This is a genomic window from Streptomyces sp. NPDC050085 (assembly GCF_044460595.1).
Taxonomy (GTDB): domain Bacteria; phylum Actinomycetota; class Actinomycetes; order Streptomycetales; family Streptomycetaceae; genus Streptomyces.
Map to the genome: position 1 here is coordinate 57138 of NZ_JBITJZ010000013.1, position 15590 is coordinate 72727.

General features: G+C 68.9%; 9 protein-coding genes and 1 pseudogene. 5 read left to right on the forward strand and 5 right to left on the reverse strand.

All coding sequences use genetic code 11. From position 1 onward, the window contains the following. Positions 1–53: 53 nt before the first annotated feature. Together ACIBUY_RS34010 and ACIBUY_RS34015 are read right to left on the reverse strand one after the other, a co-directional pair. Entirely contained in the window at positions 54–3653 is a 3600-nt protein-coding gene (locus ACIBUY_RS34010; RefSeq protein ID WP_399154676.1) for a LamG-like jellyroll fold domain-containing protein, read from the reverse strand. A gap of 109 nt (positions 3654–3762) precedes the next feature. Continuing rightward, a complete protein-coding gene (locus ACIBUY_RS34015) occupies positions 3763–5301 on the reverse strand; it encodes a VCBS repeat-containing protein (RefSeq protein ID WP_399154677.1) in 1539 nt (512 codons plus the stop codon). Positions 5302–6119: 818 nt separating this feature from the next. Between ACIBUY_RS34015 and ACIBUY_RS34020 the strand changes: the two genes are divergently transcribed. After that, complete coding sequence (locus ACIBUY_RS34020; protein WP_399154678.1) at positions 6120–8195, forward strand: LamG-like jellyroll fold domain-containing protein; 2076 nt, start codon at positions 6120–6122, stop codon at positions 8193–8195. A 201-nt stretch (positions 8196–8396) separates the two neighbouring features. On the opposite strand, the gene ACIBUY_RS34025 is transcribed toward ACIBUY_RS34020, so the two are convergent. Both ACIBUY_RS34025 and ACIBUY_RS34030 read right to left on the reverse strand, forming a co-directional pair. Further along, on the reverse strand, positions 8397–9296 hold the full coding sequence (locus ACIBUY_RS34025; RefSeq protein WP_399154679.1) for a phosphotransferase family protein: 900 nt from the start codon (positions 9294–9296) through the stop codon (positions 8397–8399). A 32-nt stretch (positions 9297–9328) separates the two neighbouring features. Continuing rightward, positions 9329–10672, reverse strand: coding sequence for a hypothetical protein (locus ACIBUY_RS34030; RefSeq protein ID WP_399154680.1), 1344 nt, complete (start codon positions 10670–10672; stop codon positions 9329–9331). 391 nt (positions 10673–11063) lie between these two features. Between ACIBUY_RS34030 and ACIBUY_RS34035 the strand changes: the two genes are divergently transcribed. From ACIBUY_RS34035 to ACIBUY_RS34050, 4 genes and pseudogenes are all read left to right on the forward strand, one after another. Beyond that, the gene (locus ACIBUY_RS34035) at positions 11064–11411 is read left to right on the forward strand and encodes an ATP-binding protein (protein ID WP_399154761.1); all 348 of its coding nucleotides are present in this window, start codon (positions 11064–11066) and stop codon (positions 11409–11411) included. Positions 11412–11616: 205 nt separating this feature from the next. Then, on the forward strand, positions 11617–11901 hold the full coding sequence (locus ACIBUY_RS34040; protein WP_399154681.1) for a hypothetical protein: 285 nt from the start codon (positions 11617–11619) through the stop codon (positions 11899–11901). Further along, positions 11805–12833 (forward strand): annotated as a pseudogene (locus ACIBUY_RS34045) (ATP-binding protein); the annotation flags it as partial. The gene ACIBUY_RS34040 and the pseudogene ACIBUY_RS34045, both read left to right, overlap by 97 nt. Before the next feature lie 251 nt (positions 12834–13084). Further along, a complete protein-coding gene (locus ACIBUY_RS34050) occupies positions 13085–15139 on the forward strand; it encodes a WD40 repeat domain-containing protein (protein WP_399154682.1) in 2055 nt (684 codons plus the stop codon). Here the strand turns inward: ACIBUY_RS34050 and ACIBUY_RS34055 are convergent, their stop codons facing one another. After that, entirely contained in the window at positions 15140–15442 is a 303-nt protein-coding gene (locus tag ACIBUY_RS34055; RefSeq protein WP_399154683.1) for an NIPSNAP family protein, read from the reverse strand. Between the last annotated feature and the right edge of the window lie 148 nt (positions 15443–15590).

Sequence of the window (15590 nt, forward strand, 5' to 3'; positions counted from 1 at the left end):
GTGTCGGCTGCGGGCGGGCGAACCCCATCGGTCGCCCGCCCGCAAGCGGGCCGCTACGTCGTCCCGACGATGCTGGTGCCGGACTCCAGGCCGGCCACCATCGAGGCCAGCTGCTCGTCCAGTGCCCCTTCAAAGACACGCACTTCGTCGATCGCACCGGAGAAGTACTGGGAGCCGCCGGTTCCGACCCCGGAACGGCCCACCTGCAGCCCGGCCTTCGACAGGTCCCAGTTGTTGGGCCAGTTGATCACCTGGCCGGTCCAGGTGCCGTTGACGAACAGCCGCACCTCGCCGAACAGGGCGTTATAGGCGAGCGCCAAATGGTCCCCGTCGCCCTCGGTGCGAGGAATGAACCCGGTCGCGACCGACTGAGTGAGGACCGCGCCTGTTGTGTCCTGCTCGCTGAGCGCCAGCTGCCAGCGCTTGCTCTCCTTGCTGTAGCGGATGGCGACGGCCGAATTCGCCGTACCAGGCAGCGACAGGACCGTCTCATCGGCGCTCGGGGTCAGCGAGCCAAGCCGAGCGCGGACGGTCACGGTGAAGCTGGCTTTCGCCTTGAGCAATCCCGCGGGTCGATCCGCGTACCCGTCCGTGCCACCGAGCGCCAAGTGCCCGTCACCCCACACCGGTTGCTCCGATGGGATGCAGTCCGGGTCGATCGGGAGGCAGGTGTCGTTCGGCTGGTACACGGACGTTGACCCGTGCAGGGCCAAGCCGGTGCCGTTCGCCCGGTCCGGGATCTTCCCCTCGGCCAGCTCATCCATGTCCCAGTACGCCAACTCCAGCGGCGGCACACCGCCCAGCTTGGCGCTCTCGCCAGCCGCGACGACTCGGTCGAAGACCTGCACGTCCGCGACCGTGCCCTTCAGGTTCGCCACATATCCGGAGGGTTCCAGGGCCCGGCCGATCTGCAGCGCGCCGGAGGCGTTCCAGGTGGTGGCGCGTTCCTGGATGTCGCCGGCGACCAGGGTGCCGTTGACGTACATGCGCATCTTGCCGGGCGCGCCGCCGTCGTTCATGTCGTAGACGCCGACCAGGTGGGTCCACTCTCCCGGTACTGGCTTGGGGCCGAGGACCTGCCAGGTGATCATCGAGTCGATCTCGCTGTCGGGCGCGAGGAACGACCACTTCTGCGAGGTCGCGTCGTAGCCGAGCGAGAACCCGGACTGTGCCGAGCCGTCCTGGCTGACCACGCTCATCGACGTGGTCGGCAGCTGCGGCAGCATCACCCAGGCCGCCACCGAGAACGTCTTGTCCGTGTCCACGACGTGCTGTCCGGCATTCAGGTACGCGTTCGCGGTGCCGTCCAGCGAGGCCGCGGTGCGCACCGACCCGTGCGGTCCCTTCGTCCCGAACGTGACGCCCGAACCGGCCGTTGCGGCGGGCGAGTCGTCGCCCCCGACCGCCTGGGTGGAGCCTGCCGCATCGGCGAGGGCCCATGAGGCCTTCGGTGAACGTCCCTTGGAGACCCGGAAGGTGTATCCGGACGTGGCCTGCTTGGCGTTGCCGGCCTGGTCGACGGCCCACACGATCAGGGTCTTGGGGCCTTCGCGGCCCGGCATCCAGTGCACCACCGCCGGGCGTCCCGGCTCGTCGGGCACGATCGTCTTCTCGGCCTCGCCGGTGAACTGGTAGGTGTACTTGGCGACATCGGTACCCGGCGAGTACAGCGAGAAGGTGCCGTAGTCGCCGACGCCCGCGTGCCACAGGTCGTCATCCGGATACTCCGTCGAGGTCACCTCGGGCGCCTCGGGCTTGGTGGAGTCCAGGATGAACTCGCAGCGGGTGGCGTCCCCATCACTGCTCCACGGTCCCCAGGCCGTGCCGTCGCTGGCCCGCGCCTCCCAGCCGATCACCGTGTTCTGAGGGAGGGTGAACGCGGCCGTCCCGTCCCCGGGAATGTCGGTGCCCACGACGTACTTGAAGCTTTCCCAGCCGCTGTAGCTGTCCGGGTCGCTGTTGGTCTGCTTGTAGTCGGTGGTCACCGTGTACTTCTTGGCAGTGCCGTCGCTCGCCGTCCAGAAGACGTTGTACTGGGCCTTCAGCTTCTCCGTGTTGCCGCCCACGTCACCGTGGTCGGGGTCCCAGAAGATCGCTGACAGGGTCGGCACCTTCTTGGTGTAGTGCTTGGTGGCCTCGCCGTAGGTGCACTTGCCACCCGGGTTCATCGTCAAATCGCTCATCGCGGCCTTGTACGGCGGCCGGTTGTACGTCACTTCCAGGGCCGCGTTGTTGCAGAACCGCTTCCACCCGCCGTACAGGTCCTCGCTCGCCGCCTGCAGACCGAACGTGGTGGTGTCCCAGCCGCTGGTCGCCGCCTTCTGCACCGTTCCCGTCACCCCGAACCGCACGTTCTGGTTCGTGGACGTGCACGAGCCCGTCGGGTTCGTCGGCGCCTCGGAAGTGATCTTCTCCTTGCTGGACGGCTTGTTGGACCAGTTCGTGCCCGAGTTGATGGCGCTGCCGCCGGAGCTGTTCATCCGGTGCAGCTCCACCGCGTAGGCATCACTGTTGTAGGTGTGCACCAGCGTGATCGCGAACTCGGCCTTGAGGATCGTCTTGCCCTCGAAGGCGCCGGTGGGCAACGCGTAGTACTGACGCTGCACATCGTTGGATCCGGTGCAGCGCACCGACACGTCGGCCGGGCAACGGCCCACGCCCTTGCCGGACTCGACACCGTCGGCCGAGTTGGAGAACTTCCAGCCCTCAAGGCCCGGATTGGCCGAGGACACCCAGGTCCACCCGGTACGGGAGGCGGTCTTGGCGACCGGGTCGATGTAGACGGGGTAGCGGGTGTGCTTGCCCCGCAGCAGGCCCACGTCTGGGGTCAGGTGCATCTTGCCGTGCTTCATGGCCAGTTGGACATCGGCGACCTGGGCGCCCTCGGGCGGTCCGGGACCGGCCTGCACCGGATGCTCGGCCCGGCCCAGCGAAGTACCGTTGGAATCCCACATCACCGGCTGCGGTGCTTCGAAGACTGTGCCGCCCGAGGTGACGTCCTTGGCGATGAGACTGCCGTCGTCGTCCTCGGCGACCGTCACCCCCTTCGTGGTGACCGGCAACGCGATCTCGGCCAGCTTCGGGTTGGCCGCCGCAGCAGCCGACTTGACCACGAGTACATGCGAGAACCCGTCGGCCTGTGCGGTCACTACGAGGTCGACGTCCGGCAGCACCGACGCGTAGGTGGCGGTGCTCCCCGCGACCACCGGCTCCGGCAAGGAGGACGGCCAGGAGAACGACATGGTCTTGCCGTCCCGGACCAGCGTCGCGAACGCCGCGTCCCCACCGCCGGAGATGCTCATCGCCGCGCTCGCCGCCCGCGGCACCAGACGACCGCCCGGCTGCCGCACGAGAGTGGTGTCAATGTCGACCCACTTGCCGTCCTTGCGGGTGCGTACCGGCTGCGCGAACTCCTTGACGGTGAACGTCCCGTCCGGATTCGCGAACGTCTGGCTGCGCTCGTCCCGCAGCGTGCTGATCTCCACACGCTTGCCCTCATCAGCCGCCGCATCCACGGCGGCCGCCGCAGAGACTGCGGAGACCGGAGCCTTCTTGCGTTCCTGGCTGTCGTCGATCGAGTTCGCCGACGTGTCGTCCGCCGCCGCGGCGGACTCGAGGCCGCCCGCGCCGATCGACAGCACCGACGCCAGCACGCACGCCAGCGTCCCAACCCGATGCTTCAGGCCCCACGGCCCACTTCTTCGCCGCACAGTACGGCCTCTCATGATCCCCACCCCTGTCTAGTCCCGCACCCGAGCGCAGTCAGCGAATCGACGAACCGAAGGCCTTGCCCTCGTCAGGAATCCCGTCCGCCCCCGGCCGGATCGTGCGCGTGGTCCCGGTGCCCCCGTCGATCAGGCTCCACGGCGCCGCATAGACCACGCCCTTCGGAGAACTCGCGCTCTTGCTGTACGGGACACCCACGTACAGCTCTCCGTACGTCGCCCACAGCCCCAGGCCCGCGAAGTCACGAGCCCCCGCCGCCTCTGGCAGCACGCCATCGCCACGCGTGAGGATCTTGTCGGTGGCACCCGGTGCGCCAAGGCCCGGCAGCACGTGAACCGCTCCCGCGTTCTCCGCCGCACCGACTTCCTGGTTCGGCACGCTCACCGCCAGCTTGATGGTGGCAGCGGTGCCGACCGAGCCGGGCTTGGTGTTCGCGAGCGCCACGCGCTGGCCGAAGAAGTCACCCACCACCGGCTCACCCTCGACATCAGGGGACAGCCGGTCGGTCAGGGCGATCTCGGTGACCGCCCCGGTCGGCTTCACATGGATCACCGTCACGGCCCCGGCATCGCTGACGCTTCCCACATCTTCGTTGGGTGTGCCCAGCGCCAGCAGAGCGTCGGTCTCCGAAGCCGCACCTTCAGGCTGGTACGCGATCATGGACAGGGCTGTGCCGAACCTGTCCCCGCTCTCCGCGGTGCCTGAGGTCAGCGCAGGCGAGTCCTCACTGGCCGCCCCCAGAAACGTAGGCCGACCGTCGCTGACCACGTGGGTGAAGAGGCCTACGTTGCCGGCGAACGTCTCCGCGCCGATCCCTTCACCGGGCGCGCCGACGGCGAAGTATTTGGGGGTCGCCGCCAGCGAAGCACCGAACCGGTCGTTCGCCTCCGCGTCCCCCGCGATCCCGGGGTCGTCCTGGTTCACGGACCCACGCATGGTGCCCTGCATGTACTCGATGCAGCCGGCATCCTGCAGGCTCCCGATGGCCTCACCCGGCGCACCGATCGCCAAGAACGGCTTGCCCGACGTGGTCCCCGCCGCCACCGCGTACCCGAACAGATCGCTCGCCTCGGTCGCCGTCGCACTGTCGAAGCCCGCTTGCGTCCAGTTGTCGACCTTTGAGCCCTCGCCGATACCGTCCGGACGCCCGTGGATCACGTAGACGGCCCCCGCGTCGGCCTGGTTCACCCCCGCCACGCTCACGTCCTCATACGGCACTCCCGCAACAAGATCAGTACAGCCGTCGAGATCCACATCGAAGGTGGAGATGGAGAAACCGAACTTGTCATTCGCCTCCGGATCGGCACCGTCCGAGCTCATGGCCTGCGACACCACCGCAGTTCCCTTGCCCCCGCCGAAGACGATCCGGACCAGACCGGCAGCCGTCTGCCCGCCGACCGTGGCCTCCGGATCGGCGATCGCCATGTCCCGGATGCCGTCACCGTTGAAGTCCGATCCCGTACCCGCTGTACAGGCCGCTGCCATCGCATGCGGTGCCCCCACCGTCAGCACGCCCGCGGACGCCACCAGGACCGATCCCAGCCCCAGCCCGAAAACACGCGTGCGCAGCCGCACACCCCGCCCCAACTCCACAGTCCCCACCCCAGAGTTCACAGAAAGCTCACAAGTGGCTTGAGGCAACAGGTCAAGACCAGTTGGCGTCAACAGATGAAACGCCGAACGACGTGAAAGCGACGCCCAGTGGGCACGGCCGGCGGCAGGGCCCTGCCGCTTCATTCCCACTGCACAGAAGGGAAGTAGATGCAGCCAAGAAGCCTGACCCCGGCCACCGCCCACAGATGGAGCCACTTGGCTGAATCCAGTCATCGACCGATACGCTGCCATTGGCCGAGCGGGTGACGTCCGCCTCAACACGGAAGGCCGCCATGGTCGCGGAGTACGCGCACGCATAGAGCCCACATACGCAGGTGGCGACCGAGCGGAGACCGCGGCCAGCATTCTATAGTTACCGTTTCGTGATCCATGTGCGTACAACCCTTGGCACTTGACGGCGGATCCGTGACCTCACCGTGATGACTCCGTAACTCAACCCAGGGCAACCATTTCTCCCCGGAGACATTCGGCCACGCATGCCCGATTTCGATCTTTGACAACTGTCGGGACGGGGTTGAAGCTTTGTTGGCCACTGCTCTTCAAGGGCGTGGTGATTCGGGTCGAGATCTTCAACGCCGGTGTCCGGGCCAAGAATTGGCGGTCGCTGGATGACTTCCCTTTTCGGCCTGTTCCGCCAGGGCCTGATGGAGCGGGCTTGGTTCCTTTTCGGCCATGCGGAGACCTGTTCTCTGCATGGCCGACCGGTTGATAAGCAGGGATCATCGATGAAAATCAGCGGCAGATTCGTGCTGCCTCTCACGGGGACAGCAGCCATAGCCATGGCCCTGCCCTCGGTCGCCGTCGCGGCAGGCAGCCAGCCGGCGAGGACACCGGCGAACGCGGCCCTTCTCCCGTTGTCCCCTCTCAAGGAGTCCGCCGCTTTCGGTCTGGACGAGGCGGCCGGTTCGCGGCACCTGCTGGGCGGCAAGGCCCAGGAGTTCACGGCGGCTCTGGCGGGCGGCGCGCAGGCGGGTGCCGTCGGCAAGGCGGGTTCGGCGCTGAAGCTGAACGGCAGTACGGCGTACGCGGCCACCGCGGGCCCGGTGGTGGACACCAGCCAGTCGTTCTCGGTCTCCGCCTGGGTCAAGCTCGACAACAAGAACAAGAACTACACGTTCCTGTCGCAGGCGGGCAGCCGTGCGAGCGGATTCCAGCTGTACTACTCCAAGGCGTACGACAAGTGGGTGTTCAACCGGCATGCCAAGGACGCCGACGACACCGCCATCGCCCGCTCCCTGAGCACCAGTGCGGCTCAGTCCGGCGCGTGGACCCACCTCACCGGCGTCTACGACGCGACCGCCAAGACCGTCCAGTTGTTCGTCAACGGGCAGGCCCAGACCGCCGCTTCGTTCACCACCCCGTGGAAGGCGACCGGCGGGCTCCAGATCGGCCGGGTCCGCTACCAGGGCACCTACCAGGAGTACGCGGTCGGCCTCGTCGATGAGGTGCGTACGGTCCAGTCGGTGATGACGGCGGCCGACGCGACGGCCACCGCGGGCGGCGAACTGCCCGCACGGTTGCAGGAGTTGGCGTCCTTCCCGCTGGATGAGACCGCGGGCGCCACCCGGGTCAGCGGCGGCATGGGCGCCGGGCCGGTCGCGACGCTGGCGGGCGGCGCCCAGGCAGGTGTCGCGGGCAACGCAGGCTCCGCGCTGCAGCTCAACGGCGACTCGGCCTACGCGGCCACCGCAAGCTCCATGGTCGACACCAGCCAGTCCTTCTCGGTCTCCGCCTGGGTCAAGCTCGACAACAAGGACAGGAACTACACGTTCCTCTCGCAGGCAGGCAGCCGGGCCAGCGGATTCCAGCTGTACTACTCCAAGGCCTACGACAAGTGGGTGTTCAACCGCCACGCCAAGGACACCGACGACACGGGGATCGTCCGCTCCGTGAGCACCAGCACCGCCGAGACCGGCGTGTGGACCCAGCTCACCGGCGTCTACGACGCGACCGCCAAGACCGTCCAGCTGTTCGTGAACGGCCAGCCGCAGAAGGCCGCCGCCTTCACCACCCCGTGGAAGGCCACCGGCGGACTCCAAATCGGCCGCGTCCGCTACCAGGGCACCTTCCAGGAGTACTTCGCCGGATCCATCGACACCATCCGCGTGTGGAAGACGTCCGTCGTGTTCGGCTGCACCGACACCTATGCGATGGGACACCGCGGAGCACCCACCCTCGCCCCGGAGAACACGGTCGCATCCCTCGGGATGGCAGCCGATCACGGAGCGGACTGGGTCGAGACCGACGTGCAGTTCACCAAGGACGGCGTGCCGGTGCTCATGCACGACGACACGGTGGACCGCACGACCAACGGCACCGGACGCGTCGACCAGCTCACCGCCGCACAGATCGCCCAGCTCACCATCGACGGCGGCGGCCGCGTCCCCACCCTGCAGCAGGCACTGACCTCCCTCAAGCCCAAGACCGCCCGTCTCCTGCTGGAGATGAAGGGCCCCCAGACCTCCGCGGCAGTCGACAAGGTCCTCGAGCTCGTCGCCAACGCCGGCATGAGCGAGCGCACTACCCTGCAGTCCTTCGACGAGAACATCGTGCGGGCCGCGGCCACCTCCCCCTGGCAGACCAAGGTCGCCCTGCTCCGCTCCACCCTCGACGCGGACCCCGTCGCCACCGCCCGCTCGCTCCAACTGAACGCCTACGCCGTGCAGTCCACCTCACTCGCAACCCGGCCCGAAGTCGTCAAGCAGCTCCAGCAGGCCGGCGTCCAGGTGTACACCTGGACCATCGACAGCGAAACCCAATGGCAGAGCATGACCTCGTGGGGCGTCGACGGCGTCATCACCAACCGCTCCGACCAGTTCCTTCGCTGGCGGACCACGCACTGCACCGACATGTGATCCGGCACCAGGCCCGTGGGGCTGCCCGAAGGAACAACCTTCGCGCAGCCCCACGCCCCGAGGCCGAGCCCGCCTCACCACATCAATGTCGCGGAGACCACAGTCATACAGAACTCCTGACATTCCACTAGCAGAGTTGGTCAGTGCGCAGCAGATCGACGCGCCCGTAGCCAGATGTCTACGGAGTGACGGAAACGCCAGTCAGAGGATCGACCAAGCACCTTCCGCATCGCCAGCGCGCAACAGCCGGACACGCCGCAGCACTTCGGGCAACGTGTCCGGCAGATACGACGCCTTTCGCGCGTTGGTGGTGATCATGCGGAGCTCTCGCAGGTCCCGCAGTACCTCGTATCCGCTCCACCGCATGACGTCCCAGCCGTACGCCTCCGCGAACGCGCGGTACTGAGCCCGCCCGTAGCCGAACCGCCGGCAGTGCACTTCGATCGTCACGAGGTCCCATTCCGGCTGTCCCCACCGGGCGCTGTCCCAGTCGCACAGGACGACTCCGCCATGGTCGTGGAGGGCGTTGCCGTGCTGTGGGTCGGCGTGCAGGACCGCCGCGGGGAGCCCGTACTCGACATCCCGCAACCGCGCTGCCAGCAGCTCCGCTCGATGCATCAGCTCCTCGCGCACAGGCCGCTTCAGCAGCATCGCGCTCTCAACTGACCTACGAATAGCGGCGATCGCATCCAGCGGCGGCAGGTCTACAGGCGGGTGCGGCAACAGGTGCAGTTCCTGAAGCGGCTTGCCCAGGTCCTCCGCACGAACCGCGCCCTGGGTCTGATCGAGGTAGTCCCAGAAGGTCACCGCCACCTCGTCCACCACGACGGGCTGCGCGGGCAGCGGGTACAAAGGCGCGACCGGGATGCCGCGCCCCGCGAGCCACCGCACCAGTCGCACCGTGCGGCGCACCTCGCCCACCGGAGTTCCGCGCCGCGCGACCTTCACGAGAACGGGCTCATGCGCAAGCCGGAACACCGCATTGGTCTGCCCGCGGATCAGCATCGCGCCGTTGGCGTCGAGCCCCGCTTGGCGGCAGGCGCGCGCGAGGACGGATCGCAGTTCGTCGGGGTCGAAGCCGGCCGGGCGCGTCTGCGTCATGGGTTCAGGCTGGCCGACGTTCAGGCGCAGTGTCACGTACGCGGCTTCGGGAGGGCCAGGATCTCGCCGAGTTCACGGAAGGCGCGGGCTGTGCACATGCGGGCCGGTACCGCTTCGAGGATGTGTCGTATGCGGACCGCGACGATCGGGGTGCGTTGTTCCGGGGGCAGAGCGAGGTAGGTGTTCGTGGCGAGGCGGCAGGCACCCGCGAGATCGCGTTCGAGTGCGAGGCAGATCGCTTCCTCAAGATGCAGCAGCGCGGGATCGATTCCGGCTCCATGAGTCGGGTACAGCGCGAGGGCCTCCTGCTGGATGGTGCGGGCCTGGCGGGACCGGCCGAGGTAGGTCAAGGTCCCGCTCGCGTACAGCAGGAAGCGGCGGGTGGGGAAGGCGAAAGCGTCCGAGGCCTCCTGGCTGTGGTCCAGCAGGGCGAAGTGCTCCTGGGCTGCACGGAGTGCCCTCTCAGCCTCCTGCCCGTCTCCGCGTCGGGCGAGTGCCCGGGCGTGTGCGACGGCGCCGAAGGCTTCCGTTCCGTCCGGGGCGTCGCTCGGCGCGATGAGTCTGGCCTCGCGGGTGAGGTGGATCGCGGAGTCCAACAGGCCGTAGTAGTAAGGCAGTATGGCCGCTTGGATGCGCACCCTGGCCTGCGCCGTGTGGTCGCGCGAGTCGTCGGCGGCAGTGCGCGCGGTGGCGTACCAGGCGGCGGCCGCCCGGAGCTGGCCGAGCTTCATCAGGGCGTCCGCGATCAGGGTCGCCAGGAGTGCGGTCATGCGGGACAACCGGGCCTGGGTGGCGGCCGGTTGCCGCTGCTCGGCGAGTAGTCGTACGTCGTCGAGGTCCGCGACCAGGTCCGGGAGCATGGTCTGCGGTGGCATCGTGACGTAGCGGCGCCGGTGGGTCATCAACCGCTCTTCCAGCAGGTCCAGTTGGTCCCCGCTCACGGTGGCGGCGGCGAGCGTGCGGTCCACGCAGCGTCGCACCTCGTCCAGTGCCCCGCCGCCCCCGGCGTTCGGTCGCCCCTGGTCGGGCCCGCTCGGCGTGTAGTCGGCGGCGATGTCGAGGCCGAGGTCGTGGGGGTTGCTGCGGTACAGGCGGCACAGCAGATCGGTGGTGCCGGGGACGGGACGGCGACCCGACGTCTCCCACGCCCGCAGCTGATCGACGTCGATGCGCGGCGACGGGAGATTCTCCCGTGTGCACAACTCCCGGAATTCACCGACGGCTTGGGCCAGGGTCCAGCCTCGCGCCTGTCGGTGCGCACGCAGCCGGGAGACTCCGCAGCACGCCACGATCTCCTCGACGATCCGGCTCACCGGCCACTGCGCGGACGCGCCACGGCGACGCAGCTCGGCGGCACACGTGGGGCCATGCCTCATTTTCACCGCGCCCTCCCGATCGTTGGACACCGCTGGCGGGACGGCCACCGTAGGAGCGACTCGGGCAAGAGCGGACCAGGTAGCGGGGGTGATCGACGCGATCGGTGACGTCATCGGTGAAGTGGTCACCGGTCGGTCGTCACCGGTGACCGGAGCGGCTTGGGATCCGGCCGGAGCGGGCGGATCCTCGCCGATGCGTTGCACGACCCGTATCCGGCTTCGGCGCATCACGCGCCCGCTCTGTGAGGTGACGGACCATGTCCCCGCGAACGCGAACCGAAGACCTCCCCGCACTCGCGCCCCAGCACCTGTGCTTCCGCTCGATCCCCGCCCCGCCGCTCCCGCGCTGTGAGATCGCGGTCCGCCGCGCCGTCTTCGCCTTCGCGCCGATCTGGCGCGGGTCGCCGAAGTCCGGCACTCCGCCGCCGCGGTGCTCGAGCACTGGGGTGCCGGTGACGACCTGTGCGCCACCGCGCCCCTGGTCGTCAGTGAACTGGTCACCAACTCCGTGGTGCACGCGGCGAGTTCACCGGATGTGTGCGTCCTCGTCGAGTACGCGGACGGCGTGCACATCGCCGTACGTGACACCGGTCGCGGACTGCCCGCACCGAGGTCCGCTGCGTCCGGTGATGCCGAGTGCGGCAGGGGTCTGACTCTGGTCGCCGCGCTCAGCACGGCGTGGGGGACGACCGTGTACGGCGACGGCAGCAAGGTGGTGTGGGCGAACCTGACTCCTTGATTTCAGCCTCATCCGCTCGGCCCATGTCCCGTTTGTTCAGGGGCTGTTGAGATCGCCTGCCCTACCGCAGATGATGTTCACAGGGCCTCGGGCGACGACGCCCGGGCGCGGTGACGGCTGAGCGGGGGCGGGAAGTGCTGCGACGGCGCGGTGACCGGCGAGCCGGTGCGGCATGAGGAATCGGCTGCAACTTCTGCTCCAGGTGATGCTGGTGCTCGTCGCCAGCCTGCTGGGGATCGTCACCAACTATGCGACCAATGAGAACGACGCGCCCTGGATGCTGCATGTGCTGCAGCGCGCCGCCATCCCCGCGATCGGGCTGCTCATCGTCACGATGATGGTCGTCCAGGTCGTCGTCTACCGGCTGGAGAACCCCGCCCCGCCGCCGACCGCTTGGCCTCGCGACCGCGTCCCGTACCCGGCCTTGACGCCTTCACCGAGGACGAGGCTCCTGTCTTCTTCGGCCGCCGGACCCAGTCCGACGAACTGACCCAGCGGCTGCACGAAGCGCAGGCGCGACCCACCGGGAGATTCGTCGTCCTCGCGGGCGCCTCCGGCAGTGGGAAGTCGTCCCTGGTACGAGCCGGTGTCATGCCGCGGCTGCGGACGCGCCGCTGGTCGGTGCTCCCCGCCTTCTCGCCCGGCCCCAACCTCATGGGAGCCCTCGCCGCCACGCTCGCCGCAGCCCGCACGGACCACGAGGCGGCCATCTCCATCCTGCGCCGACTGCGGCAGGATCCGGGCGCCCTGGTGGCGGAGCTGTCCCGGCTGCGCGGTGGCAGATTCCGTCAAGTCCTCGTCGTGGTCGACCAGTTTGAGGAGGTCATCACGCTCGCCGGCCAGCGCGAGCGCGAGCAGTTCCTCGACGCCCTGCGCACCTGTGTCACGCAGGATGCGCGCGTACGCGTACTCGTGACGTTACGCGTGGACTTCCTCGGCCATCTGCTGGCCACCCGGCACGCCGAGCTGTTCGAGCACCCAATCGCCATCGGCGCGCTCAGCCGCAGCCAGCTGGCCCAGGCCGTGGAACAGCCGGGCGCACTGGTGGACATGACCTACGCCCCTGGCGTCGTCGACGCCATCGTCACCGAGGCCGGAACCGACGACGCCCTACCGCTGCTCGCCTACCTGCTCCAGGAGCTCTACTTCGCCTCCGGCCCCGGCGAGACGGTCACCGAGGAGCTCTACCTCAGCCACGGAGGCGTGGCCGGTGCGCTCGCCCGGCAGGCCGACCACACCGTCGCCGAACTCGGCTCCGCGGACATCGGGATCGACGACGTCCTGGGCGTACTGCTGAAGTTCGTGACCGTCCAGGGGCAGGAGGTCGCCCGGCGCCGGGTGCCGCTGTCCGAACTGACCGTGCAGCAGCGGCACATCGTGGACGCCTTCATCGACGCCCGCCTGCTGACCTCGGGCGCGGGCAGCGACCAGGAGCCGTTCGCCCAGGTCACCCACGAAGCGCTCTTCCGCCAGTGGGCCCACTACGACAAGAAGTCGAAGCCCGCACCGAGCAGCTGCGCCAGCGCGCGGAACTGGACCGCTGGGCGGACGACTGGGAACGATCCGGCCGCAGCACCGACTACCTCCTCACCGGCGAACGCCTCACCCGAGCCCGGCGCTGGCTGCACGCCCTGCAAGAGAGCGGCCAGGCGGCCCCCGCCGCGCAGTCGCTGGTGGAGTCCTCGCAGCGGCACGACCGCGCGTTCCTGCGGCGCGTCTCGGACAACGTCGGCCGGCGCGCGCTCGACGCCGTCGAGCAACACCCCGAACAGGCCCTGCTGTTGGCCCTGTCAGCGGTCGGCGAGTGCGCGTCCACGCCGACCGCCCGCCGGGCCCTGATCACCGCGCTCGCCTTCAGTCACCTACGGACGCAGCTCGACGGCCACACCGATACCGTCCGGCATATCGCCTGGTCACCGGATGGCCGCGTACTGGCCACAGCATCCCGCGACGGAACGGCACGCCTCTTCGACGCCCGCTCGGGCCGGTGCACGCACGTCCTGCCATGCGAGGGCGTCATGGTCGAAGGGGTGTCGTGGTCACCGGACTCGGCGCGGCTCGCGACGGTGGGCCGCGACCGCGTCGTACGGGTCTGGGACGCGGACTCCGGCCAGCCTCTGCGCCTGCTGACCGGCGCCGGCGACATCGGACGCCAGGTCGCCTGGTCCCCCGACGGACGCTGGATCGCCGGCACGTTCCGCGACCACACGGTCCGCGTATGGAACGCGGCCGAAGGCACCCTCGCCCACGAACTGCACGGCCACGGCGACGACATCTGGGGCGTGACCTGGTCCCCCGACAGCACCCGACTGGCCACCGCGTCCCACGACCAGACCGCCCGCGTATGGGACCTCGCCACCTCCACCACCGTCACGACGCTCACCGGCCACACCGACTTCGTCGAGGGCATCGCCTGGTCCCCGGACGGACAGCGGATCGCCACCGGTTCCGGCGACCACACCGTGCGCATCTTCGACGCCGCGACCGGCGAACAACGCCTCCTCGTCCGCGGCCACACGGACTACGTCTGGAACATCGCCTGGTCCCCCGACAGCCAGTACCTCGTCTCGGCGTCGTCCGACCGCACCGTACGCGTCATCGACGCGCAGGACGCCAAGGTCATCACCGTTCTTCGCGGCCACACCGACACCGTCTGGGGCGTGACCTGGTCCCCCACCGGCAACCAGCTCGCCACCAGCTCCACCGACACCACCGCCCGCATCTGGGACCTGCGCCCGCGAGGCGCCGAACACCTCGTCTTGGACGGACACTGCAGCCCGGTCAACCAGGCCGCCTGGTCCCGCACCGGCACCGGCACCCGCATCGCCACCGCCTCCGACGACACCACCGTCCGCCTCTGGAACGCCGCCACCGGCTCCCCCACCGGCCCGGTCGCCGAACACGGCGACCGCGTATGGAGCGTCTCCTGGTCCCCGCTCGACGACCGCCTCGCCATCAGCACCAACGACGGAACCCTGCGCGTCCTCGACCCCGCTCACGCCACCGAACTCGTACGCCAGGGACCCGTGGTGGAGTGCACGGCCTGGTCCCCGGACGGCACCCGGATCGCCACAGGCGACCACGACGGCGCGGTGCAGATCTGGTCGGCCCCGGCAGGCAGCACAACCCTGGCCCCCACCACCACGCTGACCGGACACCAGGACTGGATCAGCCGCATCGCCTGGTCCCCCAGCGGCCAGCTGCTGGCCAGCGCCTCCGACGACCGCACCTGCCGCCTGTGGAACATCGCGGACAGCCAGCAACTCACCGTCCTGCGCGGCCACGACAACTACGTAGACGACGTCACCTGGTCCCCCGAAGAAACCCGCGTCGCCACCGCATCCGGCGACTGGACCGCCGCCGTCTGGGACGTCGCCACCGGCCGCCGCCTCGACATCCTCAAAGGCCACGAGGGCCGCGTCCGCGGCATCGCCTGGTCCCCCGACGGCCGCCACATCGCGACCGTCTCCGACGACCGCACCGTACGCCTGTGGTCAGCCATGACTTTCGAGGAGACGGAAATCGTCGGCGTCCACCAGGACAAGGTGTCCTCCGTCGCCTGGTCCCCCGACGGCACACACCTGCTCACCGCGTCCTACGACGGCACCGCCCGAATCTGGCCGACCGTTCCCGACTTCGACCGCCTGGAGGCGACTGCCCGCGGCCGGGTCTTTCACACCCTCAGCGACGAGGAGCGGCGCCTCCACATGCTGCCGCTCACCCCGTAGTCACACCTGCTGCGGCTCGACCGTCCGGTCATCGGTCGACACCAGGTAGTCATCCGGATCGAGCTTCATCGCCTCGCGCTTCGGCGACGCCCAATAGAGGGCGTTGCGTTCGGCGAACGTCTCCGGACCCTCGTACGAGATCAGCCAGACGAACTGGTTCCGCTCCCGATCCACCCAGGCTCCGCCGATCTCGAAGCCCAACTCCAGCCGCAGTGGCACGATTTCACCCTGCCACCGCTCAACCCACTCGTCGAGCAGGCCCTCGCGCACGGTGTAGGTGCGCAGTTGCGTGGTCTTCGGCATGCGGGGTCACCCTCCAAGGTCACAGGTCGGCTCTCGAAGGCTACGGGGACCACCGGCTGTCGAACTTGCCATCGGTCCAAAGGGGCAGCTGAAGCGGACCCCCGCCCCAGGATCGAGAAGCGATGCGGCCGGTGGGCGGTCCGGACAA